12 protein-coding genes are annotated in these 18,400 nt (G+C 44.3%); 6 read left to right on the forward strand and 6 right to left on the reverse strand.

From position 1 onward, the window contains the following. The first annotated feature begins 298 nt into the window (after positions 1–298). From LEP1GSC050_RS18325 to LEP1GSC050_RS18350, 6 genes are all read left to right on the forward strand, one after another. A complete protein-coding gene (locus LEP1GSC050_RS18325; protein ID WP_040911980.1) occupies positions 299–634 on the forward strand; it encodes an LIC14007 family protein in 336 nt (111 codons plus the stop codon). A 122-nt stretch (positions 635–756) separates the two neighbouring features. Beyond that, entirely contained in the window at positions 757–1,227 is a 471-nt protein-coding gene (locus LEP1GSC050_RS18330; protein WP_010419665.1) for an FKBP-type peptidyl-prolyl cis-trans isomerase, read from the forward strand. Between the two features lie 7 nt (positions 1,228–1,234). After that, positions 1,235–3,229, forward strand: a complete 1,995-nt coding sequence (locus LEP1GSC050_RS18335) for an ATP-dependent helicase (protein WP_010569812.1) — start codon at positions 1,235–1,237, stop codon at positions 3,227–3,229. A 1-nt stretch (position 3,230) separates the two neighbouring features. Beyond that, complete coding sequence (locus LEP1GSC050_RS18340) at positions 3,231–4,001, forward strand: SprT-like domain-containing protein (protein WP_020987821.1); 771 nt, start codon at positions 3,231–3,233, stop codon at positions 3,999–4,001. Between the two features lie 236 nt (positions 4,002–4,237). Further along, positions 4,238–4,978 (forward strand): hypothetical protein, encoded by a 741-nt coding sequence (locus tag LEP1GSC050_RS18345; protein ID WP_010569814.1) that lies wholly within the window; start codon positions 4,238–4,240, stop codon positions 4,976–4,978. 10 nt (positions 4,979–4,988) lie between these two features. Beyond that, a complete protein-coding gene (locus LEP1GSC050_RS18350; protein WP_020987862.1) occupies positions 4,989–5,546 on the forward strand; it encodes a YceI family protein in 558 nt (185 codons plus the stop codon). Between the two features lie 8 nt (positions 5,547–5,554). Here LEP1GSC050_RS18350 and LEP1GSC050_RS18355 read toward each other — a convergent pair whose 3' ends face one another. The 6 genes from LEP1GSC050_RS18355 to LEP1GSC050_RS18380 all read right to left on the reverse strand — a co-directional run bounded on the left by LEP1GSC050_RS18355 (position 5,555) and on the right by LEP1GSC050_RS18380 (position 18,352). Beyond that, the gene (locus LEP1GSC050_RS18355; protein ID WP_010569816.1) at positions 5,555–6,745 is read right to left on the reverse strand and encodes a hypothetical protein; all 1,191 of its coding nucleotides are present in this window, start codon (positions 6,743–6,745) and stop codon (positions 5,555–5,557) included. 9 nt (positions 6,746–6,754) lie between these two features. Next, a complete protein-coding gene (locus tag LEP1GSC050_RS18360) occupies positions 6,755–7,558 on the reverse strand; it encodes an AAA family ATPase (RefSeq protein ID WP_010569817.1) in 804 nt (267 codons plus the stop codon). Positions 7,559–7,633: 75 nt separating this feature from the next. Continuing rightward, entirely contained in the window at positions 7,634–9,754 is a 2,121-nt protein-coding gene (gene pbpC / locus LEP1GSC050_RS18365) for a penicillin-binding protein 1C (protein WP_010569818.1), read from the reverse strand. A gap of 11 nt (positions 9,755–9,765) precedes the next feature. Next, positions 9,766–15,465, reverse strand: a complete 5,700-nt coding sequence (locus LEP1GSC050_RS18370; RefSeq protein ID WP_010569819.1) for an Ig-like domain-containing alpha-2-macroglobulin family protein — start codon at positions 15,463–15,465, stop codon at positions 9,766–9,768. Between the two features lie 170 nt (positions 15,466–15,635). Further along, positions 15,636–16,970, reverse strand: a complete 1,335-nt coding sequence (locus LEP1GSC050_RS18375) for a TldD/PmbA family protein (protein WP_010569820.1) — start codon at positions 16,968–16,970, stop codon at positions 15,636–15,638. Further along, positions 16,970–18,352, reverse strand: coding sequence for a TldD/PmbA family protein (locus tag LEP1GSC050_RS18380; RefSeq protein WP_010569821.1), 1,383 nt, complete (start codon positions 18,350–18,352; stop codon positions 16,970–16,972). The genes LEP1GSC050_RS18375 and LEP1GSC050_RS18380 overlap by 1 nt, the downstream gene beginning before the upstream one ends. Between the last annotated feature and the right edge of the window lie 48 nt (positions 18,353–18,400).

The following is an 18,400-nucleotide window of genomic DNA, read 5'->3' on the forward strand; positions in this document are numbered from 1 at the left end:
CTTCAAGTATTTTTAAATTGAACGCGAAGAAGATTCGCTAGCGTCGATTGACCTAGTTTTGAAAATCTGGACGGACCGACTTTAGACGGCAAAAGAAGATAGGAACTAACAATGAATTCCCGAGTCGCTTCCATCAAGATTCGCTTTCTTTCAACATTTTATGGCTTATGGATGGCAATCTTCAGTCTTTCCCGTTGACTTTTTCTGCGGCTGTAGCTAAATGGAAAACGGTTTTTGTTCCCTAACAAACTCCAGATTTAGGCTTCCGTCTAGAATAGAAATTAATAGGTCCGGTAAAATGAAGGTTTATTCAGCGGAAAGAGTCCCCAACTCAATGGATTATAACCTATATGTAACGGAGGGCAACTCCAAGGTTCGACTAATATTGCAAGAACCGAATATTTCGGGGTTACAAGAACTTCCGGCTCAGGACAGAGTTCTGCGCTATCTTTCCTATACGATTCTCTTGAATTACACGGGAGATCCGGTTTTCTCCGCTCGATGTACTAATCGTTTCCTGAACTTTCTAAGCGATATCATTCACCGTGATTCCTGGTTCTTTTTGGCAAATCGAGTTGAACAATTCATCAAGGATTTTGAAAACTTTGGAGTAGAAATTTCGTACGACTTTTGATAATGGACGAAAAATCTGATTGTCCATCAATCGTCTATGAATAAACTACCCCATTAGACGGTGCCGGAACCTTTCCTTCCTATCCCGATCCTGGGGAATACCCGAAAATGGAGTCTGATCTCATGAATCCTAGAGTCGTTACTTTTCACTATACTTTAAAGGATAATCAGGGAAACCTAATTGATTCTTCGGAAGGAAGTCACCCACTCTCTTATCTCGAAGGTGTCGGGCAAATTATAGCGGGCTTAGAGGAAGAGATCAAACAACTCAAAACGGGAGATAAAAAGGTCATATCGGTCGATGCTGATCGAGGTTACGGTAAAAAGAACCCGGAATTAGTTTTCGACGTTCCCAAAAGTCAATTTCCCCAGGATGAAGAACTCACAGTCGGAATGATGTTTCAAACCGATGAACCTGATACAGTATACACCATTACGGAAATTAAGGGCGAAAGTATTATAGTCGATGGAAACCATCCTTTAGCAGGAGTCGATCTAGTGTTTGATGTTCAGATTGTAAATACTCGCGAAGCAACTGACGAAGAGATCACTCACGGACACGTTCATGGAGAGGGAGGACACCACCACCATTGATTCGTCGATGACCGTTCTCGATGATTTAAACGAAAAACAAAAGGAAGCGGTAGAGACCACGGAAGGCCCCGTTCTTTTGATTGCTGGGGCAGGTACGGGAAAAACCAACACTTTGGTTCACCGCTTGGCCAAATTAGTATCCAACGGTGTTTCCGCCGAAAATATTCTACTTCTCACATTCACAAAAAAAGCGGCTCGCGAAATGTTAACTCGAGCCGTTTCCATTTCGGACAAACGTTGCTCCAAAGTTAATGGGGGAACATTCCATTCATTCGCGAGTCATATTCTCAGAAAATACGCCCCTGTTTTAGGTATCTCTCCTCAATTTTCCATACTCGACGAGTCCGATTGTGTGGATGTTTTTCAACTGATTCGCGCGGAAGGAAATTACGCCGCCCAAAAACTTAGATTCCCTTCAAACGAAACATTATTATCACTTTACTCGACTTCCATCAATACCGGAAGGGATCTTCCGGATCTTTTAAAGACCGAAAGTCCCAAATTCTCGGATCAGGAAAATTCTATTCGAAATATTTTTTCCGAATACAAATCTTACAAGCGCGAGCGCTCATTATTGGACTATGACGATTTACTGTTATTTTCTCGCGAATTGCTGACGGACCATGATGGAATTAGGAAGAAGCTATCCGAACAATACAAATATATAATGGTGGACGAATTTCAAGATACGAATAAGTTGCAGGCCCATATAGCCTGTCTGCTTGCTTCGGAACACGAAAATATTTTCGTGGTTGGCGACGACGCTCAGAGCATTTACTCGTTTAGGGGAGCAAATGTTAAAGGAATCTTCGATTTTCCGAAAATTTTTCCGAACACGAAAACGATTTTCCTGGAAAGAAATTACCGAAGCACTCCTTCGATTCTAAATCTTGCAAACGGAGTCCTACTTAATTTCTCCGAAAAATATGAGAAATATCTGTACACCAAAAACGAGGATTTTCGCAAGCCTACATTACACGGATTTCCGGACGAGTTGGACGAGGCCGAAGGGATTGCCGATAGGATTTTGGAAAGAAGAGAGGAAGGAATCGCACTCAGCAATATGGCGGTATTATTTCGATCCGGCTGGAATTCCAACCAACTGGAGCTGGTTTTAAATGCTAGAAATATACCGTATCAGAAATTCGGAGGAAAGAAATTTGTAGAAAGCGCTCATGCAAAGGATTTTCTTTCTCTTCTCAGAATTAGAGAAAATCGATTGGATTCCGTTTCTTGGCTTAGAATATTATTACTTCTTCCAGGAATCGGCGCAGCCAAAGCGAAACTCATACTGAACGAACTGAGTAAATCCGGCGGTGATATGCAAGCAGTCCGTCTATTGCAAAAAGGTGCGGCCACTACCGATTTGCAAATGTTAAGCGATCTGCTCGACCGCTCCGATTTCAATCTAACATTAACTTTGGAGAATTTTTTAGAATTTTATAAACCGCTTCTGGAAAGAAAATATGACGATCCGAAACGTAGAATGGAAGATTTAAATTCCTTTCTTACTCTTTCTCAAAGATACGAAACTCTCCACGAGTTTTTGGTGGAAATGAGTTTGGAAGGACCGAATCGGAGTCTCGATAAATTGGTTCCCGAGGAAGAGGATGAAGATGTCCTTGTTTTATCGACCATCCATTCCTCCAAAGGTTTGGAATTTGATACGGTTTTTCTTTTGAATGTGACGGAGGGATCCTTCCCGTCCGGAAGAGGGGAAAAGAATATCGAGGAGGAGCGAAGATTATTTTACGTAGGGATTACTCGGGCGAGAAAATCTTTGACACTTACCTACCCCCAAACTTCCTCCTCTCGGAGCGGCCACAATTTTAATCGCCTATCTCGTTTCATCGAAGAATTGAAAGAATCCGATAAAATTTTAGATAGAAATTTCTTTCCTAAACTCGATAATGCGACAACGTCGCATGCCGAAATTCATTCCGATAACCCTAAAACGGAAACGGAAGCCCGAAAAAGAATTCGAAATTTCTTCGGATCTTAAAATGATTCGTCCTGAAGATTGGGAATCGCTACTCTCCGAGACCTGGAGCATCATTTCGCAAAAGTCAAGGCGACCGTCCCCACCTTTAAACCGAATAGAACTTAAATTCTACCCTTATAGAAACGGCAGTAGTTCTCTCCAATTTAAGAGCGGAATTCTTACATGCAAATTGCACGACTCGTTTAAAGACACTGATCTAGTCACGGCGGAAAGTTTAGCCAGATTATTAATTTCTCGCTTATTGAAGCAAACTGTCGAAACCAGTTGGAAAACTGTTGTTCAAGAGCATTTAAACGGAATTCCCAAACGTGCAACTCCAGTTAAGAAATATCCTGCTAAGGGAAATCATTACGATCTAGACCTAGTTTTTGCGTATGTTGCGAATAAATTTTTCCCTACTCAAAATCTTGACGACGTTCGGATCGAATGGTCCCCTCGAAGAGGAGAACGACGAATCGGAACGTACGACAAGGAAGCTCTAACGATAAGGATTAGTCCTACTCTTGATCATCCCGATATTCCTGAATTCGTTTTGGAACACGTAGTTCATCACGAAATTCTACATCACCTATTTCCGATCCGACGAAGTAAAAACCGAAATATTATTCACGGATGGGAATTTAAGAGAAAAGAACGGGAATATGATCGTTTTGAAGAGGCTGCATATTGGCTTAAGACGAGTTACCATTCCTTTCTTGCAAAAAAAGGACGCGGCTCGAGTCGTAAGAAAGGCAAGTCGTTGCGAAAGAGATTCTTATTTTCCTTTCGTTAAATAATGAATTTCGGCAAGAACCGGATTTGCATAACTGGAGATTTCCGGACATGCTATATGACGGAGAACGTAAAGGAAATTGAGTCCGATTCTCTTCCCAGATAGTGACCTACAGTTCCCAAAAAGTTACCATGAATTCCGTTAAACGCATTACGATATTTTATGCGTTCGTTCTTACGTTATCTTTTTTACTTTCCTTGACGTTGCCGATCGTTACGATCAACACTTAGACTAGAATGAAAGCGAAGTATTTATCTCTATTAACTCTATTGCTCCTCAATTTTCCGATCGCAAGTCAGTCCTTTAATTCCACCGGAACGGATGCGGGCTTTTTCGATTCCTATCGACTAACAGGTGGAAACCCATTGACCCCGAACTACCAAAACTATTCTCCTAATATCCGCAGCGAAGTTCCCTTAACCGTAAACGGATCGGAAACTTCGATCACGGATCGAAAAAAAGAAAGAGATAGGTTAGAACTTCGAAGAAGTTTCTTAAACTGGCACCAAGGATTAGGATTGCTTACCTGGGGATTTTGGCTCGCTACAAACCTTGCCGGCGAGAGAGCGTTATCGCACCTGCATAGAGAATACCAGCCATTTGCGGATTTCGTTCTTCTATCTAATCCTCAACAAAATTTAGCGGCTTACAACTTGATTCTGAATGCTTCTCCCTGGACAGGAGATCCCGGAGGCAATACGCATAAATCATTGGCTGGGACCACTTTTACATTATATGCACTGACCGCCGGACTAGCTTTTTTAGCGCCTAGCAATACCTTGGTGAGAGAGCCCGGCTTAACTACTATCTTCACGCATAAGGCGATGATTTGGATCCACCTTCCTGCAATGCTAGCACTACCTTTCCTTGGCCAAGAAATACCGAAAGGAGGCCCGGGGGCAGCACATCGAATGGAAGTGGTCGGCTGGACCGGGTTTGCGGCTTTTACTATATCTATTGCAACTTTCTATTTTTAAGGATCAATCCATGAGACGTATTTTCGGCATCGTATCGCTTTTTCTGCTATTAGTTCCTACTTTCCCTTCAAGTTTAAGATCCGCAGATTTAAAAATTTTTCAAAAGACTTTAAAGTTTACGGTTATCCATCCGTTTAAGACGGTCAACGGGGTTTGCGGAGAAGTTAATATTACCCCGACGACCTATTCGACCGGCGCGAATGGCATACAACTTCCTAAGGCTGTAAAAATAGAAGCCCCTCTGAAGGAATTCAGATCCGGTGACGAAAACCGCGATTCGCATATAATTGAGAGCCTTGGATTTCCCGAAAATCAGAGCGTTTCATTTTCGTCCACTTCTATCGATATAACGGACGGAGGCTGGCTTGTGAGCGGAAATCTAACTATAAACGGTGTAACAAAACCTGTAAAGACCAAGGCTAATATCTCTTCCAGCGATGGCCAGATCGAAGTTTCCGGAAAATTTCAGATCAAAATGGGAGAGTATCAGATTACTCCGCCTAGTTTGCTGTTTGCAAAAGCGAAAGAGGAAGTCGAAATCGAATTTTCCTTTCTGCTGAAACCTTAATGCAATTATTATAATTGGTTAAGTAATTTACGAATCCCTGTTTCAAGTTCGTCCACACTCAGGAAAAACATAGGAAAAACTTTCTTGAGTTCGTATATTGTTGGAGCGTCCCAATACCGCTTCGGTTCCGGATTCATCCAAATACTGTCGTGAAAATGATCTTTGATTTTCTTAAAGCTGTCCAACCCTGATTTCGGCTCTTCTGGAAGGCGATGATCGGTCCTAAATCTCGAATGATAAAATCCGTAAGCAGGATCCGTCAATTCGTAAGGAGCCATATATGCGTCCCCTACGACGATTACTTTTGTATCTTCCTTATGCTTCTTAAAGACCGATTTTAACGGAATCGGATGCCTTAAATCACCTTTTAGATAGACGCAATCGTATACGGAATTGTGAAAATAATAGTACCCGAATTCCTTAAAATGGTTCATCTGATGACTTGCCGAAAAGAGTTTACTTACCCTATCGGCATGCGGAGTCATGCTACCGCCGGTATCCATCAGCAGTAATACCTTGATTCCGTTTTTTCTGGTCCGTTCAAAAATCAATTCGGTGTCACCCGCATTTCGGCAAGTAGCATCGACCGTCTTCACGAGATGAAATTCCGGAATCCCTTCCTTTCTCAGATTTCGGAGTCTTTTTAAGGCAACTTTGATTTGGCGTACGTCCAACTGCTCGTCAGTACGGTAATCCTTGTAACGTCTCTCCATGGCCTGAAAGATCGCCGACTTGCCGCCACCCTCCCCGCCGATTCGAATTCCGCCGGGATTGACGCCGCTATGGCCGAACGGAGAAGAACCGCCAGTACCGATCCATTTATTGCCTCCGTGGTGCGCCCCTTTTTGATTTTTCAAGCGATCTAAAAACTCTTCCCAAAGTTTCTCGGGAGGAATTAAACTCGGCGGAAGTTTATTCGGATTATCGAATATTTTCGAAAGCCAATCCAAAATCTCCTGCCGAAGAGATTCTCTTAACACTCCTCGATCACCGAACATTTCTGAAAATATCTGATCGAAAGAATCATAGTGTTTAACGTCCTTGATTAAACAAAGTCTTGATACGCGATAAAACTCTTCCAAAGTCAAATAAGGTTTGCTACCGGTTAATCCTTCCATAGCGCGTAGAAAATCGAGCAATTCGATCGTGGAGAGCGGAAGACCTGCGGCTTTGAGTCTATAAAAAAATGGAAAAAACAAAACGATACCTTATCGGAATAACCGCAAATCTTCCTCGTTCTTTACCAGAGCACCAAGGAAAGGAATATTTCCTTCCTCAGGAAGTTTAGCTCCCATATGGACCAGTATTTGGATCCAATCTAAAAGTTCGCTAGTCCCAGGTTTTTTCTTCATATCATCCATCCTTCGGATAACGTAGAATGCCTCCAGGGCCCTCTTGATAAGCTCCGTATCTACTTTAGGAAAATGGGATTTAACGATTTCACTCATAAAAGCGGGGTCCGGAAAATCGATATAATGAAAAATACATCTCCTTAAAAATGCTGCTGGCAATTCCTTTTCGTTATTGGAAGTGATAATTGTCAAAGGACGAACACCCGCCTTGACTATACGGCCTGTTTCCTGAACGACGAATTCCATCCGGTCCAATTCGAGAAGAAGATCGTTCGGGAATTCGATATCCGCCTTATCGATTTCGTCTATAAGGACGACGACAGGGTCTGTCGATTCAAAAGCTTCGCCTAACGCACCTAGTCGGATATAATTCTCTATATTCCGCACCTTATCCTTGTCTTCGGTAAACCTAGAGTCGTTCAAACGCGAAACTGCATCGTAAAAGTAAAGACCTTCTTTAGCTTGGGACGTGGATTTGATGTGCCAGGTATAAAGTCTGCGTTTCAATTTTGCCGATAGATACTCGGCAAGTAGCGACTTACCGGTTCCAGGCTCTCCCTTTAATAAAAGCGGACGGGAAGTAATTTCCGAGACTCGAACGGCTTCTTCCAATTCCGGAGACAATAAGTAGGTTTCGGAACGGTTTCTTTCTATCGTCATGCAATATTCCTATACCTAAGTTGGACTTTGAACTCCCTACTAAAAGAATTTTTTCCGTTCCCGCAGGTATGCTTTCTACCTAACTTGAAATGCCACGGTGTCGGAGATGTGAGCCCCGTTGATTCTGACGGACAGGATAAAGCTTCCCCGTTTCGGTTTCCAATCATAGATATTCGAAGAGTCGGATTCCAATACCGAACCGTTTAAAATCCATTCCACCCGCTTCGAATTAGTTCTCGCTTCAAACCGAATCCTTTCATTCTCTTCAGGGATTTCGGGATCCAGTGCAAAGAGACTTCCGGTTTCCGGGTAAAGAATTTTAGGCGCTTCCGCATTTCCTAATCCTATCGAACGCTTTATATTCGAGTTACTTGATCGTGCCATATGGACTTCTTGGTTAGAGGAGGGCCGCATCTCTTCCAGTGATTGTATGACTTCCTTCCAGAGAGGCGCCGCACCGGTAACGCCGCTAACCTCGCGCATCGGCTCCCCGTCCATATTCCCTACCCAAACGCCCACCGTATAATTGCCGCTCGAACCGACGCACCAATTGTCCCGCATATCTTGAGAGGTCCCGGTCTTAGCAAAGGAGAAAAATTTGGTGGATAAATGATTTTCCCAACCGAAACTAAGCGATCTATTGTCTCGGGAGGAAAGTATATCCTTGATCGTTTGCGTTATCTCTTTCGGATAAACTTTTCTGAATCGAGTATTACGCTCCCTACCCCAAGCCTCGGTATTCTTTGAAGCTTCCTGCGGATCGAATGTAGGTTCACTCCAATACCCTTCGTTTGATAAAGTTCTGTATGCGTTCACCAATTCCCATAACGTGATATCCGCGGTGCCTAGAGCCAAAGACAATCCGTAGAAATCAGGATTACGAAGTTTATCAAAACCTAATTCTCCCAAACGAGAAACAAATTCCGGAACCCCTGTCCAATCCAGCACTTGCACCGCCGGAATATTTAAGGAGGAAGCCAAGGCCATTCTTGCCGGAACCGATCCGAAGTATCTGTCCTCGTAATTCGTAGGACGATATGAGCCGCCGATCAACTCCCACTCCCGGGGCAGATCCGTTAAAATTGATTCCGGAGTGAGTAAATTTTTTTCAAAAGCGAGAGCGTATAAAAAAGGTTTTAAAGTCGATCCCGCCTGTCGTCTGGCTTGAATCGCGTCCACAAAGTAATTTTCTTTCGAAAGTTTGGAGTTGCCCAGATAAATCAGAATCGCGCCGGTCCGGTTCTCAATCGCCAATATGCCCGCTTCTCTAACATTGCGCTCTTGAATCGAGGACAGAATTCGATTCATCGATTCTTCCGCTGCCAACTGACTTCGCGCATCTATCGTTGACCGAACGGCTCCCGATTTATATCCGTTTATCTCTCGATGAACTAATATGCGTCTCGCCGCATGATATGCTAAGGAAGACTCGGTATTCCAAAATACTTTCCGTTTCTTTAAATTAGCAACCGTTTCTTTTAACGGTTCGCATAAGTTCTTTGAACCTATTGCTTCCGACAGCCAACACCCGCGCCGATCCCATTCTGACGATCGAATATTCGGGTTTGGAAGAAGTGCAACTAATAATACCGCCTCTTCCGAAGAAAGGGATGACGGGTCGACTCCAAACACTCCACGCGATGCTGCCCGAATTCCTACAAACTCACCTCTAAACGGAACCAGGTTAAAATAAGATTCTGCGATCTCGGCCTTTGACCATCTTTCCTCTATCTTCCAAGCTAAAATCATTTGATTCCATTTTTCTGAGTACGATCTTTGACCGGGCTTTGATCCCAAAAGAAATCCCGCTAATTGCATAGTAATCGTACTCGCGCCTCTTTTCTTTCCTCCAAACACTCGATCCCGAATGGCTCCCAAAATCGCCTTGTAATCGACTCCTCGATGGAGCGGAAACCGCTTATCTTCTTGAGCAAGGATTGATAAAATAAACGATTCGGGAACTTCGGAGGTAGGAGTCCAAGCCAAACGCCGAACGGTATGGTCCAATCTTAATCGATGCAAATGCTCTCCGCTTCGATCCAAGAGTGTTCCTTCAGACGGTTCGTAATTGCTTTGCAGTTCCTGAAAACTAGGAACTTTTCCGGTCTGAATTTCGTTTATAAATTCTTTAGGTAATCCTTGTCCGAAACAAGGAACTCCGACAAATATCAGAAAAAAACAACGGAACCGAATCATCCGTAAATTCCCTACGGATTGCCTACCGTCATCGTAAGGTTCGGATTGGCGGCAAATATCTCCGGTTGATACATGGCTTCCGCTCTTGTCGGTGGCAAAGTAAAAACCCCGGGCGAATTAATTCGGTAAACGTATTCGTAAGTTGCTTCACCGGGATAAAACAACTCGTAATAAGCCGTAATACCTTCGAACTTCCGTTCTACAAAGGAAGGACCGTCCCACCAATTCGTAGCCTCGTTTAAAGTCAGGAGCGCCGAATCTCTAGACAAACCCGAGCCTAGAATGGTTGCACCTGCCGGAATCGGATCCCGCAGCGCCAGCCAAGCGATGGAGAATTCCGAACGAAGTTTTAACCTGACACGAACGATATCTCCTTCTTTAAAACTGGATTTCGGCTTGCCGGACTCGTCCAAGATCTCCTTCTGAATTTTTAAGCCGCTGCTTAAAGGAGAAGAAAGAGGGATCGCGGAAGAAGTTTTTACATAAGCGTACGGAGAGCCGCTTCCCTCGTGGCTGAGTTTTAAGTCGGATTTTCCTTTCGGAAGGGAAAATTCCACCCGACTCTCTTGACTCTTCCAATCGAAAGCAGCCTCCCCTGAGGCAAAGGAAACTTTCGCAATCCCTTTGACTTGCGATGATTCGAACGAGCTACGATATTTTTTTAAGGCAAGTATTGCGAAAGCGTTAGCAGTCGTAATATCAAAATGTCCTAATTTAATTTGATTTAACGTTCCTCGCAGAAGTTTCGGAACTTCTTCCTTCCAAGTATCATCCTTTAAAATCGAATTTAACAGACGAATCTGGGCCGAATCACGGGAGGATAAAAGCCACCAAAGTTGAGATTCGTCCGAAGCTAATTCGTATGAACTTCCCTGAATACGAAGTCTAGAGCGTAAAACCTCATCGATCTTATTTCGTTTCGCCGAATCCCAATTCGCGTTTCGATATAGATTTCGAAGCGATACGAGAGTTTCTGTCGGAAGCCTGTTCGGATCCGTTTCGATGGAACGAATTCGCGAAGCTTCTAACGCACCGAATCTAGAAACCGCTTCCATAGCGCTGATCTTTCTTAACAATGTATCGCTGGTAGCTAACGGTGAAGATCGAAATAAAGTTCCGTCTATAAAACGATTGAGTGCTCCGATCATAACCTGCCTAGAAGATTCGGGAATTTCCCATCCTGATTCTGACGACAGTAATAGAGCATATACGGTTAATGGGATGCTGCCTCTTCCGTAGGAATTCGGAAAAAATTGAAGCAAACCATCGGGGTCCAAATACTTAGGTAGACTCCGAACGATTTCTTTCCAATTTGTTTCATCGCCTAAAGAGACAGCTTTGGATAGCTTTTGCTCCAAACAGGAATATGGATACTTTTCCATATAGGATTCTATACCGGCTATAGGCCCGGCAACAAGGCTGGAATTGAAAGTTACTTCCAAGGTTCCGCGATTTGGCTCTGCGTTTGCCGGTTCTTCCACCGGAACTTGAATGGAAGGAGCTAATTGATAAAAATTAGCTTGAAGAACTTGCAAAGGAACCGCAGTGCCGACTGTTTGCTTAAATCGTAATGTATCAGTAAAAGAAATGGAAGATGCTTCGGTTGAAAAATCGTATACGATTTCCTTTATTCCTTTAGGGATTTCGGTTTCCCAAAACACAGTTTCGGAAGAGCTAGGAGCCAATATTACCGACTTAGATGCAAGATTCAAATCCGGATTCGACTTCACGCGCAATTGAACTTGGATAGATTTTGCCGTGGTGTTCTTTAAAGAAATACCCGGTCGAATTCTATCACCTTCTCGAACGTAAGGTGACGCGCTCGCATACGATAATATTTCTTGGCTTGTCCGAATATTTGCGGAAGCCGAGCCGAATCGATTTGTTCCCGAGCTGGCTACTGCCACGATTCTGAAAGAAGTTAAGGAATCGTTAAGGGGGATTTCGACTTCTATTTCTCCTTTGGAGTTCGGAATCGCGTCCGCTTTCCAATAAAGAAGAGTATCGAAAAGTTCCCGAGTCGTGGATTTACCGCCGCCCCCGCCTACTGGAAGGCTCTTTAAACCGAAATGCCTTCGTCCGATGATGAACGTTTGGGCCGTGGATGTTGTTACGTCAATTCCTCGAGGAGACATCATCGCATTTAGAAGATTCCAAGAAAGATTAGGCTTCAGTTCCAGTAAACTCTCGTCGACGGCAGCCAATGTAATTTTCGAGTTTTTCCAATACTCCCGATTTGCCTCAGATAGAAGGATTTTAACTTTAGCTTTTTCTCTCGGATGATACTCCTCTTTTTCGGGTAACACTTTTAGGTCTAGTTCGTATGGTCGCCAGCCGACTTGAATTTCCGTCATGCCGAGGCGATACGCGGGCTTGGCAAGATCGATAAGAGCTGTCGGCTTCGGCGCTTCTACTCTACCTCGAACGGCTAAAACGGAAACAAAAACATTCGGGCCGTAACTGGATTCGATCGGAATTTCGATGCTCGGGTTAGTGCCACTCAAGGTTTGAACGAAAGAACGTAACACTCCCTCCCGCTCCACCGTGACTAATGCAGTTGCCGTCTTAAAAGGCATTCGAACCTGAAAGCGAGCAGTCTCGCCCTGTTCGTATTTTTTCTTTTCCGGAAAAAGATCCATTCTATCATTATCGGAAGAACCGAACCAAAGCTCCTTCTCTCCGACGACCCAGATGGAAGTATGAGCATAGGATTCTTCCCCATCAATCTTTGCTTCTAAATATAACTCTCCGGTTTGATTAATCGCACCCTGGCATTCTAAAAACCCCTTCTCATTCGTAGTCCCCGAGCATACTTGGCCTATATCCTTTCTCTCCAAGCGATGATTATAGGAATAGAAGCCCCCGACTAAACGTCTTCTATGGGAAATATATTTTGCAGAAATTCCTTTAACGGTGATATTTTTTCCCGCGACCGGATTCCCTTGCGGATCCAATACGAAAACTTTGGAACGAATCTTATTTCGAACCGCGACCCAATCCTCATTTCGAATCGCAACTAGATTTTTAGAAGGCAGTAATCGAAAGTTTCTGGCTACCGTTTGGATTTCTCCGTTCGGATCTTTCCATTCCATCTCTAGATCCAGAGAGTGGACTCGGTCCAACTTTTGAGGAATCGTAATTTTTTCCGAAAGAAACCCGTTAGCATCCGTTTTAGAAGAAACTAATTGATATTCCTGTTTTTTCTTCGATCCCGAATCGGAATCCTCCTCGTAAGATTCGTATCCCGATTGAGAAGACTCTGATTTTCCGTTTCCAAATTCCACATTCGGATATAGAGGAAATTGGATTCCACCTGCAGGCTTTACGGAAGAACGGAGGGAAACGGGTAATAAACCGGCCTTTCCTCCGGAAAGATAGGTGACCTGCCCTGTAACGGAGATTTCCTTTGGGGCGACAAGTTGAGAAGAGTCCGCCTGCAATTCTCCTTTTAGAAGAGGAAGTCGAAATTGCGCCGAAGTAAACGTACCGGAAAAAACTTTTCGCCCATTGGGTAGCAAAAAGTAAATGGAATATTCTCCTAAAACGGATTCCTTGGGGATAGTAAACTGAGTCTCTGCCGAAAACGAATCGGACCAATTTACCTGTAAAGAATAGTTCTGTCCTGTCGCATTATGCGTAACTTGAACTGAACTCGGAATTTCGGATCGATTCGGATATCTAAAACCGTCGCTTGTCGTTAAGCGAAGAATATGGTTCATCCGAACCGTTTCTCCCTCCCGAAATAGGGAACGATCTAATACGGTAGCATATCTATAATTTCCGTCATAATAGTTTTGCCTTAACTGAAATCTCCAAGGCTCGATTCCGTCGTCCCAGGTCGTATGAAGGAACGTGAAATCCTCCCCCTTCTTTGCGATTAAGAAGTACCCGTCGCTATATTTATTTACGTCCTGACAATTTCGGCTTTCGCGTGAGATGTCTTTGGTTAGAATCGAGCCGTCCTTTCCTGTGACCCCCTTCCAAATCAGATTGGCCCCGCAATCGTATACGAATACGTCCGCTTCATCGATCGGTGTTCCCTTATCGAGAGATGTTAACCAGACAAGAGAATTTTCCTTCCCCCATTTAAAGTGCAAAGAAAGATTCGTGACTAACGCCGCAGTCCGCACGAACATCGGTTTTTGATCGGGATCCAAAGCCCTTCCTAAGACCGCGCTTTCGATTTCCACGATATGCAATCCGTTTCTCTTCAATGGAATTCCTACGACTTCGAAACGTTTTTCACCGCCTGCGGAAGGGATTCCGAAACCTTTCGCGGAAGAGCCGCCTTTGGCATTTTTAAAAATAGATTCGTCTTTCTGAAAATATGGAATCCTTCGAAGCCAATACAAAATTTCCTGTACTTGATCCGATCCGACTACGATTGATTTAGCTGGAAGAGGTTTTCCATCCCCTTTCTTTTCTTCCGAATTCTTTCCGCCGAATGCATTTCCTAAAAATTCCTTTCCCTGATTCTTAAGCGTTGCCCATTGTTCTAGAATGAGTTCCCCGCCGCCACTCGGCTCTAAAGGATTCAAATGTTTTCCCTGAACCGGAGCTTCGATATTTCGGATCGTAACCGGCAGGAGTGCTTCCGGAAACTTTTCGATAATTCCGAACTCACCGGCAAATTTTGCAAGAGGAGGATATTCGTCCGTACGAAACGTTAATGGAAACGAAGATGAGTTTTCTAGCGGACGTCCAGCATCGTCCGAAATTCCCTTCGGTAATACGAGTTGAAATTCAGTGTTCGCAGGCAGCGGATATGAAAATGCAACCGAGTAAATTTCAGAACTATTTTCGGAATCGTCTTTTTTTACGGGAATTGTCTTACCGTCCGAAGTTTTCAGGTATATCTGATTTTTCCATACGGAACGAATAGGGGATGAAAAAGTCGCATAGACCGGCGATATCGGAACACATCCGGCCTTTGCATTCACTCTTTCGCAGGTGAAGCCCGCCGTAAAAGACGGTCTTACTCGATAACTTGTTTCCCAATTGGAAGAAGTAGCGACTCCGCTAGTCGAACGGAGTCCGCGTTCGACTACGATTCTTACCGATTTCCCCGAAGGAAAAACTTGTTTAGCGCCGATTACAAGAGTGGAATTCGTTGCTCCGTACGTTCCGCTAGCGTTTAGAATCGCCTCCCGATCTTTTCCCTGGATGATTCGAATCGGGATTCTGTTCCCGAGACCTTCCACCGCAAAGTAAATTCTCTCCGTTACGTCGCTCAGCTTAGGTTCCGCATCAAACTGCAAAACAAAGGCTTGATCTTCTGCTATCGTCGAGCCTTGGTAAGGACGAAGATCCGAGATCGCGGGACCTCCCGTACTAAACGTAAATGATTTACCTTCGTCCAATACATTTCCCGCGATGGATTTCAAGGAACGGGTGGTAAATTTACAAACCAATCCGCCGGATAGAGCTTGATCGAATTCGTAAACCCAATCCGTCTCCGTGACCCATCGCTCTTCACCCTTAACGGGGCAGTCGATTTTAAAAGGCGAAATGGCTCGCTTCGGATCCCCCAGAGGAACCATCGGTTCTCGAAAGAGAGCCTTAACCTGCCCGACTTTTTTGATTTCTCCTTGAGGAGAAAACGAAAATTGGACCTTGGAGGATTGGGCTAATCCGAACCCGCTGGAAATAAAAAATAGAAGAATGGGAAAACGTAAAAATATTACTCTTATAGAGAAAGGAGAGAATTTCACTAGACCGTCCCTCGATAGATGTGAAGTCTTTCATCCTCGATCTTTTGAACTTAGGCAACTAGTTTATTTTCCTCCGGCTATACACCGCTCACCGCCGGAGCGACGAAAAAATCTTCCCGAGCGAGTCGGTTCTCGCCGGCATCTCTTAAAAGGAAGTTTTTTATCATAGTTTACCCGGCGATATTGATTTCGCTTACCAAAACGTCCGGGACTTTGATGGAAGAGTAACTATCAGAATATTCATTCGAAATCCCTTCGATTTTACGAAGCAAATCGAAGAAATTCGTATTCATAGTAATTCGATCCACCGGAAATTGTGGAACGCCGTTCTTATAATAGAATCCTTGAACTCCTATCGAGATTTCTCCGGAAACCGAGCTACATCCGGCGCCGCCTTCCAGCTTGGTAACGAAAATACAATGAGGCACCGAAGAAAGCAGTTCCTGACGAGTACTTGCGCCGAACGGAATTATAAAATTGGAAAATGAAGTACCTGCCCTGCCCGAATAAGAACGAACTCCGTGCCCGGTCGGTTTAACTCCTTCTTTCTTCGCAGACTCTAAATTATATAAATAGGAGGAAAGTATTCCGCTTTCGACCACTGATCGAGGAGAAGTAAGAATTCCTTCGGCGTCGATTAATCTAGAACCGGGAAAATCAGGTAGATGCGGCTCGCAACGAATCGTAAGAATGGGAGAAGCAATTTCCTGCCCTAATTTGTCTACCAATCTAGATTGGCCTTTTTGAACCGCGTCCGCAAAAAAAGGAGAAGAGAACATACCGAAGATTTGAGAACTGATTCGATTACTCAAAACGATAGGATACATTCCGCTTTTAAGAGGTTCCGCTCCTAATAATTCCGTAGCACGAACTGCAGCTTCTTTTGCGATGTCATTCGCCGAGAATTTCGAAAGGTCCCTGCCCGATCGATAGAAACTACCCATCTTCTTACTCTCTTTCTCGGTCGCTACGACTCCTGTTCCGGCGTAGATTACGTTGGATTCTTTTTTGACGAAAACACCTTTGGAGTTTGCTACCAAACTTTCCGTTCTACTTTTACCTACGCCCACGTGAGGTACGTTCTCTATTCTCGCATCGCAGGCCCAGGACGCTTCATCCAAACTCTGACCGAATTTTCTCATCCAGGAAAAATCCAAATTTTCCAAACTTCTCTCGAAATGCTTTAGATTAATTTCAGGTACCGGCTGTGGACCGGGCAAATCCAAATCGAGGGGATCGGTGATTTCGGTTTGGTCTAAGGCATCCTGAACCATTCTGGCCAAGGCTTCTTCGCTGAATCGTTCGCTGTACGAATATCCAGGTCGGGAATTTTGAAGAATTCGAATCCCTACGCCTCTCGATCGAGACGTCTCGGTATTCGCGATTCTTCCTTTAAATACTTCGATTCCGGTATCTTCCGAATCGGTCGCGATAAGATCAAATTGATCTAAGTGAAGACGTTTTCCTTCCTCAAGAACGAACTCGGCAGCTTCTTCTAAATTCATTAACGTCCACCTACAAGAATTTCATCCACTTTCAGAGACGGTTGCCCGACCGTTACTGGAATCGATCCGGAAGATGCACCGCAAGTACCGGCAGCTAATTCCAGATCGCTTCCTACCATGGAAATCTTGGGCAAAATTTCATGACCCTTTCCGATCAAAGTAGCTCCTCTAACCGGCTCAGCAACCTTCCCGTTGCGAATCACGTAACCTTCTTCCACTGCAAAATTAAACTCTCCCGTGGCGGGATTAACCGAACCTCCGCCCATCCGCTTGGCGTAGAGTCCGTATTCGACCGAGGAAAGCATCTCATCAAAGGAATCCTTTCCGGGAGCGATAAACGTATTTCTCATTCTCGAGACGGGCGCATATTGATAGGATTCTCGCCTTCCGCTTCCGGTGCGAGGAGATCCGGTTTCCATGGACCCGATTCGATCCGAAAGATAAGCTTTTAGGATACCGTTTTCGATCAAAAGAGTCTTTTGAGTAGGCATTCCTTCATCGTCCACTTTCAGGGAACCATAATAATTTTCTAATGTTCCGTCGTCATAAGCCGTTAGGCAGGATTGCCCTATCGCTTGTCCCAACTTTCCTACGAACGGGGAGGAATTCTTGCGAATCGATTCCGTCTCAAGAGGATGCCCGCAGGCTTCGTGGAATATGACTCCGCCGAAACCGTTCCCCATAAGAACAGGCAGTTTCTTTCCTTCTATATACCCTGCATCCAGCATAAATAAAGCTCTTTCCGCCGCATTTTGCGCCAGATCCTTGATGGGTAATCCTTCGAAAAATTCGAATCCTCTAATTGCGCCAGGCGATTCCGTCGCGACAAAACGTTCTCCGTCTTTTTCCGCCGTTACCGATAAGGAAAAACGGCTTCTTACTCTAAGATCTTCCGCCCATAATCCTTCCGAATTCGCGATCAAGACGTTCGTCACAATATCCGAGGCGCTGGCCCCTACTTGCACGACCTTGGAGGAAACCCGTCTTGCGGCCGTATCGGCGGATTGCAATAATTCCAATTTTCGAGAAGGAGAAACCTGTCGCGGATCCAAAAAGGCGGCGGGAAATTGCAATTTGACGGGAGATGGAGAAAGAGTAAATTTTCCGCCAAGAAAATTCGCTTCTCCGCGTGAATCTGCAAGTAAATTAATTAAAGAAATAAGATGCGAGATCTCGTCATTACTAGTATATGCGTAAAGAACGTCCGTTCCATAGATTAAACGTATTCCGATTCCGTAATCTGTTGCCGCTAAAGACTGCTCGATTTTTTTATCTCGAAGAGCTACCGACGAATTTCGGGACTCTTCCTCGTAAATTTCCACAAAATCAGCCTTTCTATACTTGCCTGCTTCGATCAGTGTTTCTGCTTTTTTAAGATCCATATTTATTAATTAGACCGAGCTTTTCGGTTTCCTTTCTCTCTTTTCCCT

This window comes from Leptospira broomii serovar Hurstbridge str. 5399 (assembly GCF_000243715.2).
In the GTDB taxonomy this organism is placed as follows: Bacteria; Spirochaetota; Leptospiria; order Leptospirales; family Leptospiraceae; genus Leptospira_B; species Leptospira_B broomii.

What these genes read in the sequence shown, in the direction of transcription:
- LEP1GSC050_RS18325 (WP_040911980.1), top strand. Translation starts at nt 299, where the DNA reads ATGAAGGTTTATTCAGCGGAAAGAGTCCCCAACTCAATGGATTATAAC.
- LEP1GSC050_RS18330 (WP_010419665.1), top strand. Translation starts at nt 757, where the DNA reads ATGAATCCTAGAGTCGTTACTTTTCACTATACTTTAAAGGATAATCAG.
- LEP1GSC050_RS18335 (WP_010569812.1), top strand. Translation starts at nt 1,235, where the DNA reads ATGACCGTTCTCGATGATTTAAACGAAAAACAAAAGGAAGCGGTAGAG.
- LEP1GSC050_RS18340 (WP_020987821.1), top strand. Translation starts at nt 3,231, where the DNA reads ATGATTCGTCCTGAAGATTGGGAATCGCTACTCTCCGAGACCTGGAGC.
- LEP1GSC050_RS18345 (WP_010569814.1), top strand. Translation starts at nt 4,238, where the DNA reads ATGAAAGCGAAGTATTTATCTCTATTAACTCTATTGCTCCTCAATTTT.
- LEP1GSC050_RS18350 (WP_020987862.1), top strand. Translation starts at nt 4,989, where the DNA reads ATGAGACGTATTTTCGGCATCGTATCGCTTTTTCTGCTATTAGTTCCT.
- LEP1GSC050_RS18360 (WP_010569817.1), bottom strand. Translation starts at nt 7,558, where the DNA reads ATGACGATAGAAAGAAACCGTTCCGAAACCTACTTATTGTCTCCGGAA.
- pbpC (WP_010569818.1), bottom strand. Translation starts at nt 9,754, where the DNA reads ATGATTCGGTTCCGTTGTTTTTTTCTGATATTTGTCGGAGTTCCTTGT.
- LEP1GSC050_RS18375 (WP_010569820.1), bottom strand. Translation starts at nt 16,970, where the DNA reads ATGAATTTAGAAGAAGCTGCCGAGTTCGTTCTTGAGGAAGGAAAACGT.
- LEP1GSC050_RS18380 (WP_010569821.1), bottom strand. Translation starts at nt 18,352, where the DNA reads ATGGATCTTAAAAAAGCAGAAACACTGATCGAAGCAGGCAAGTATAGA.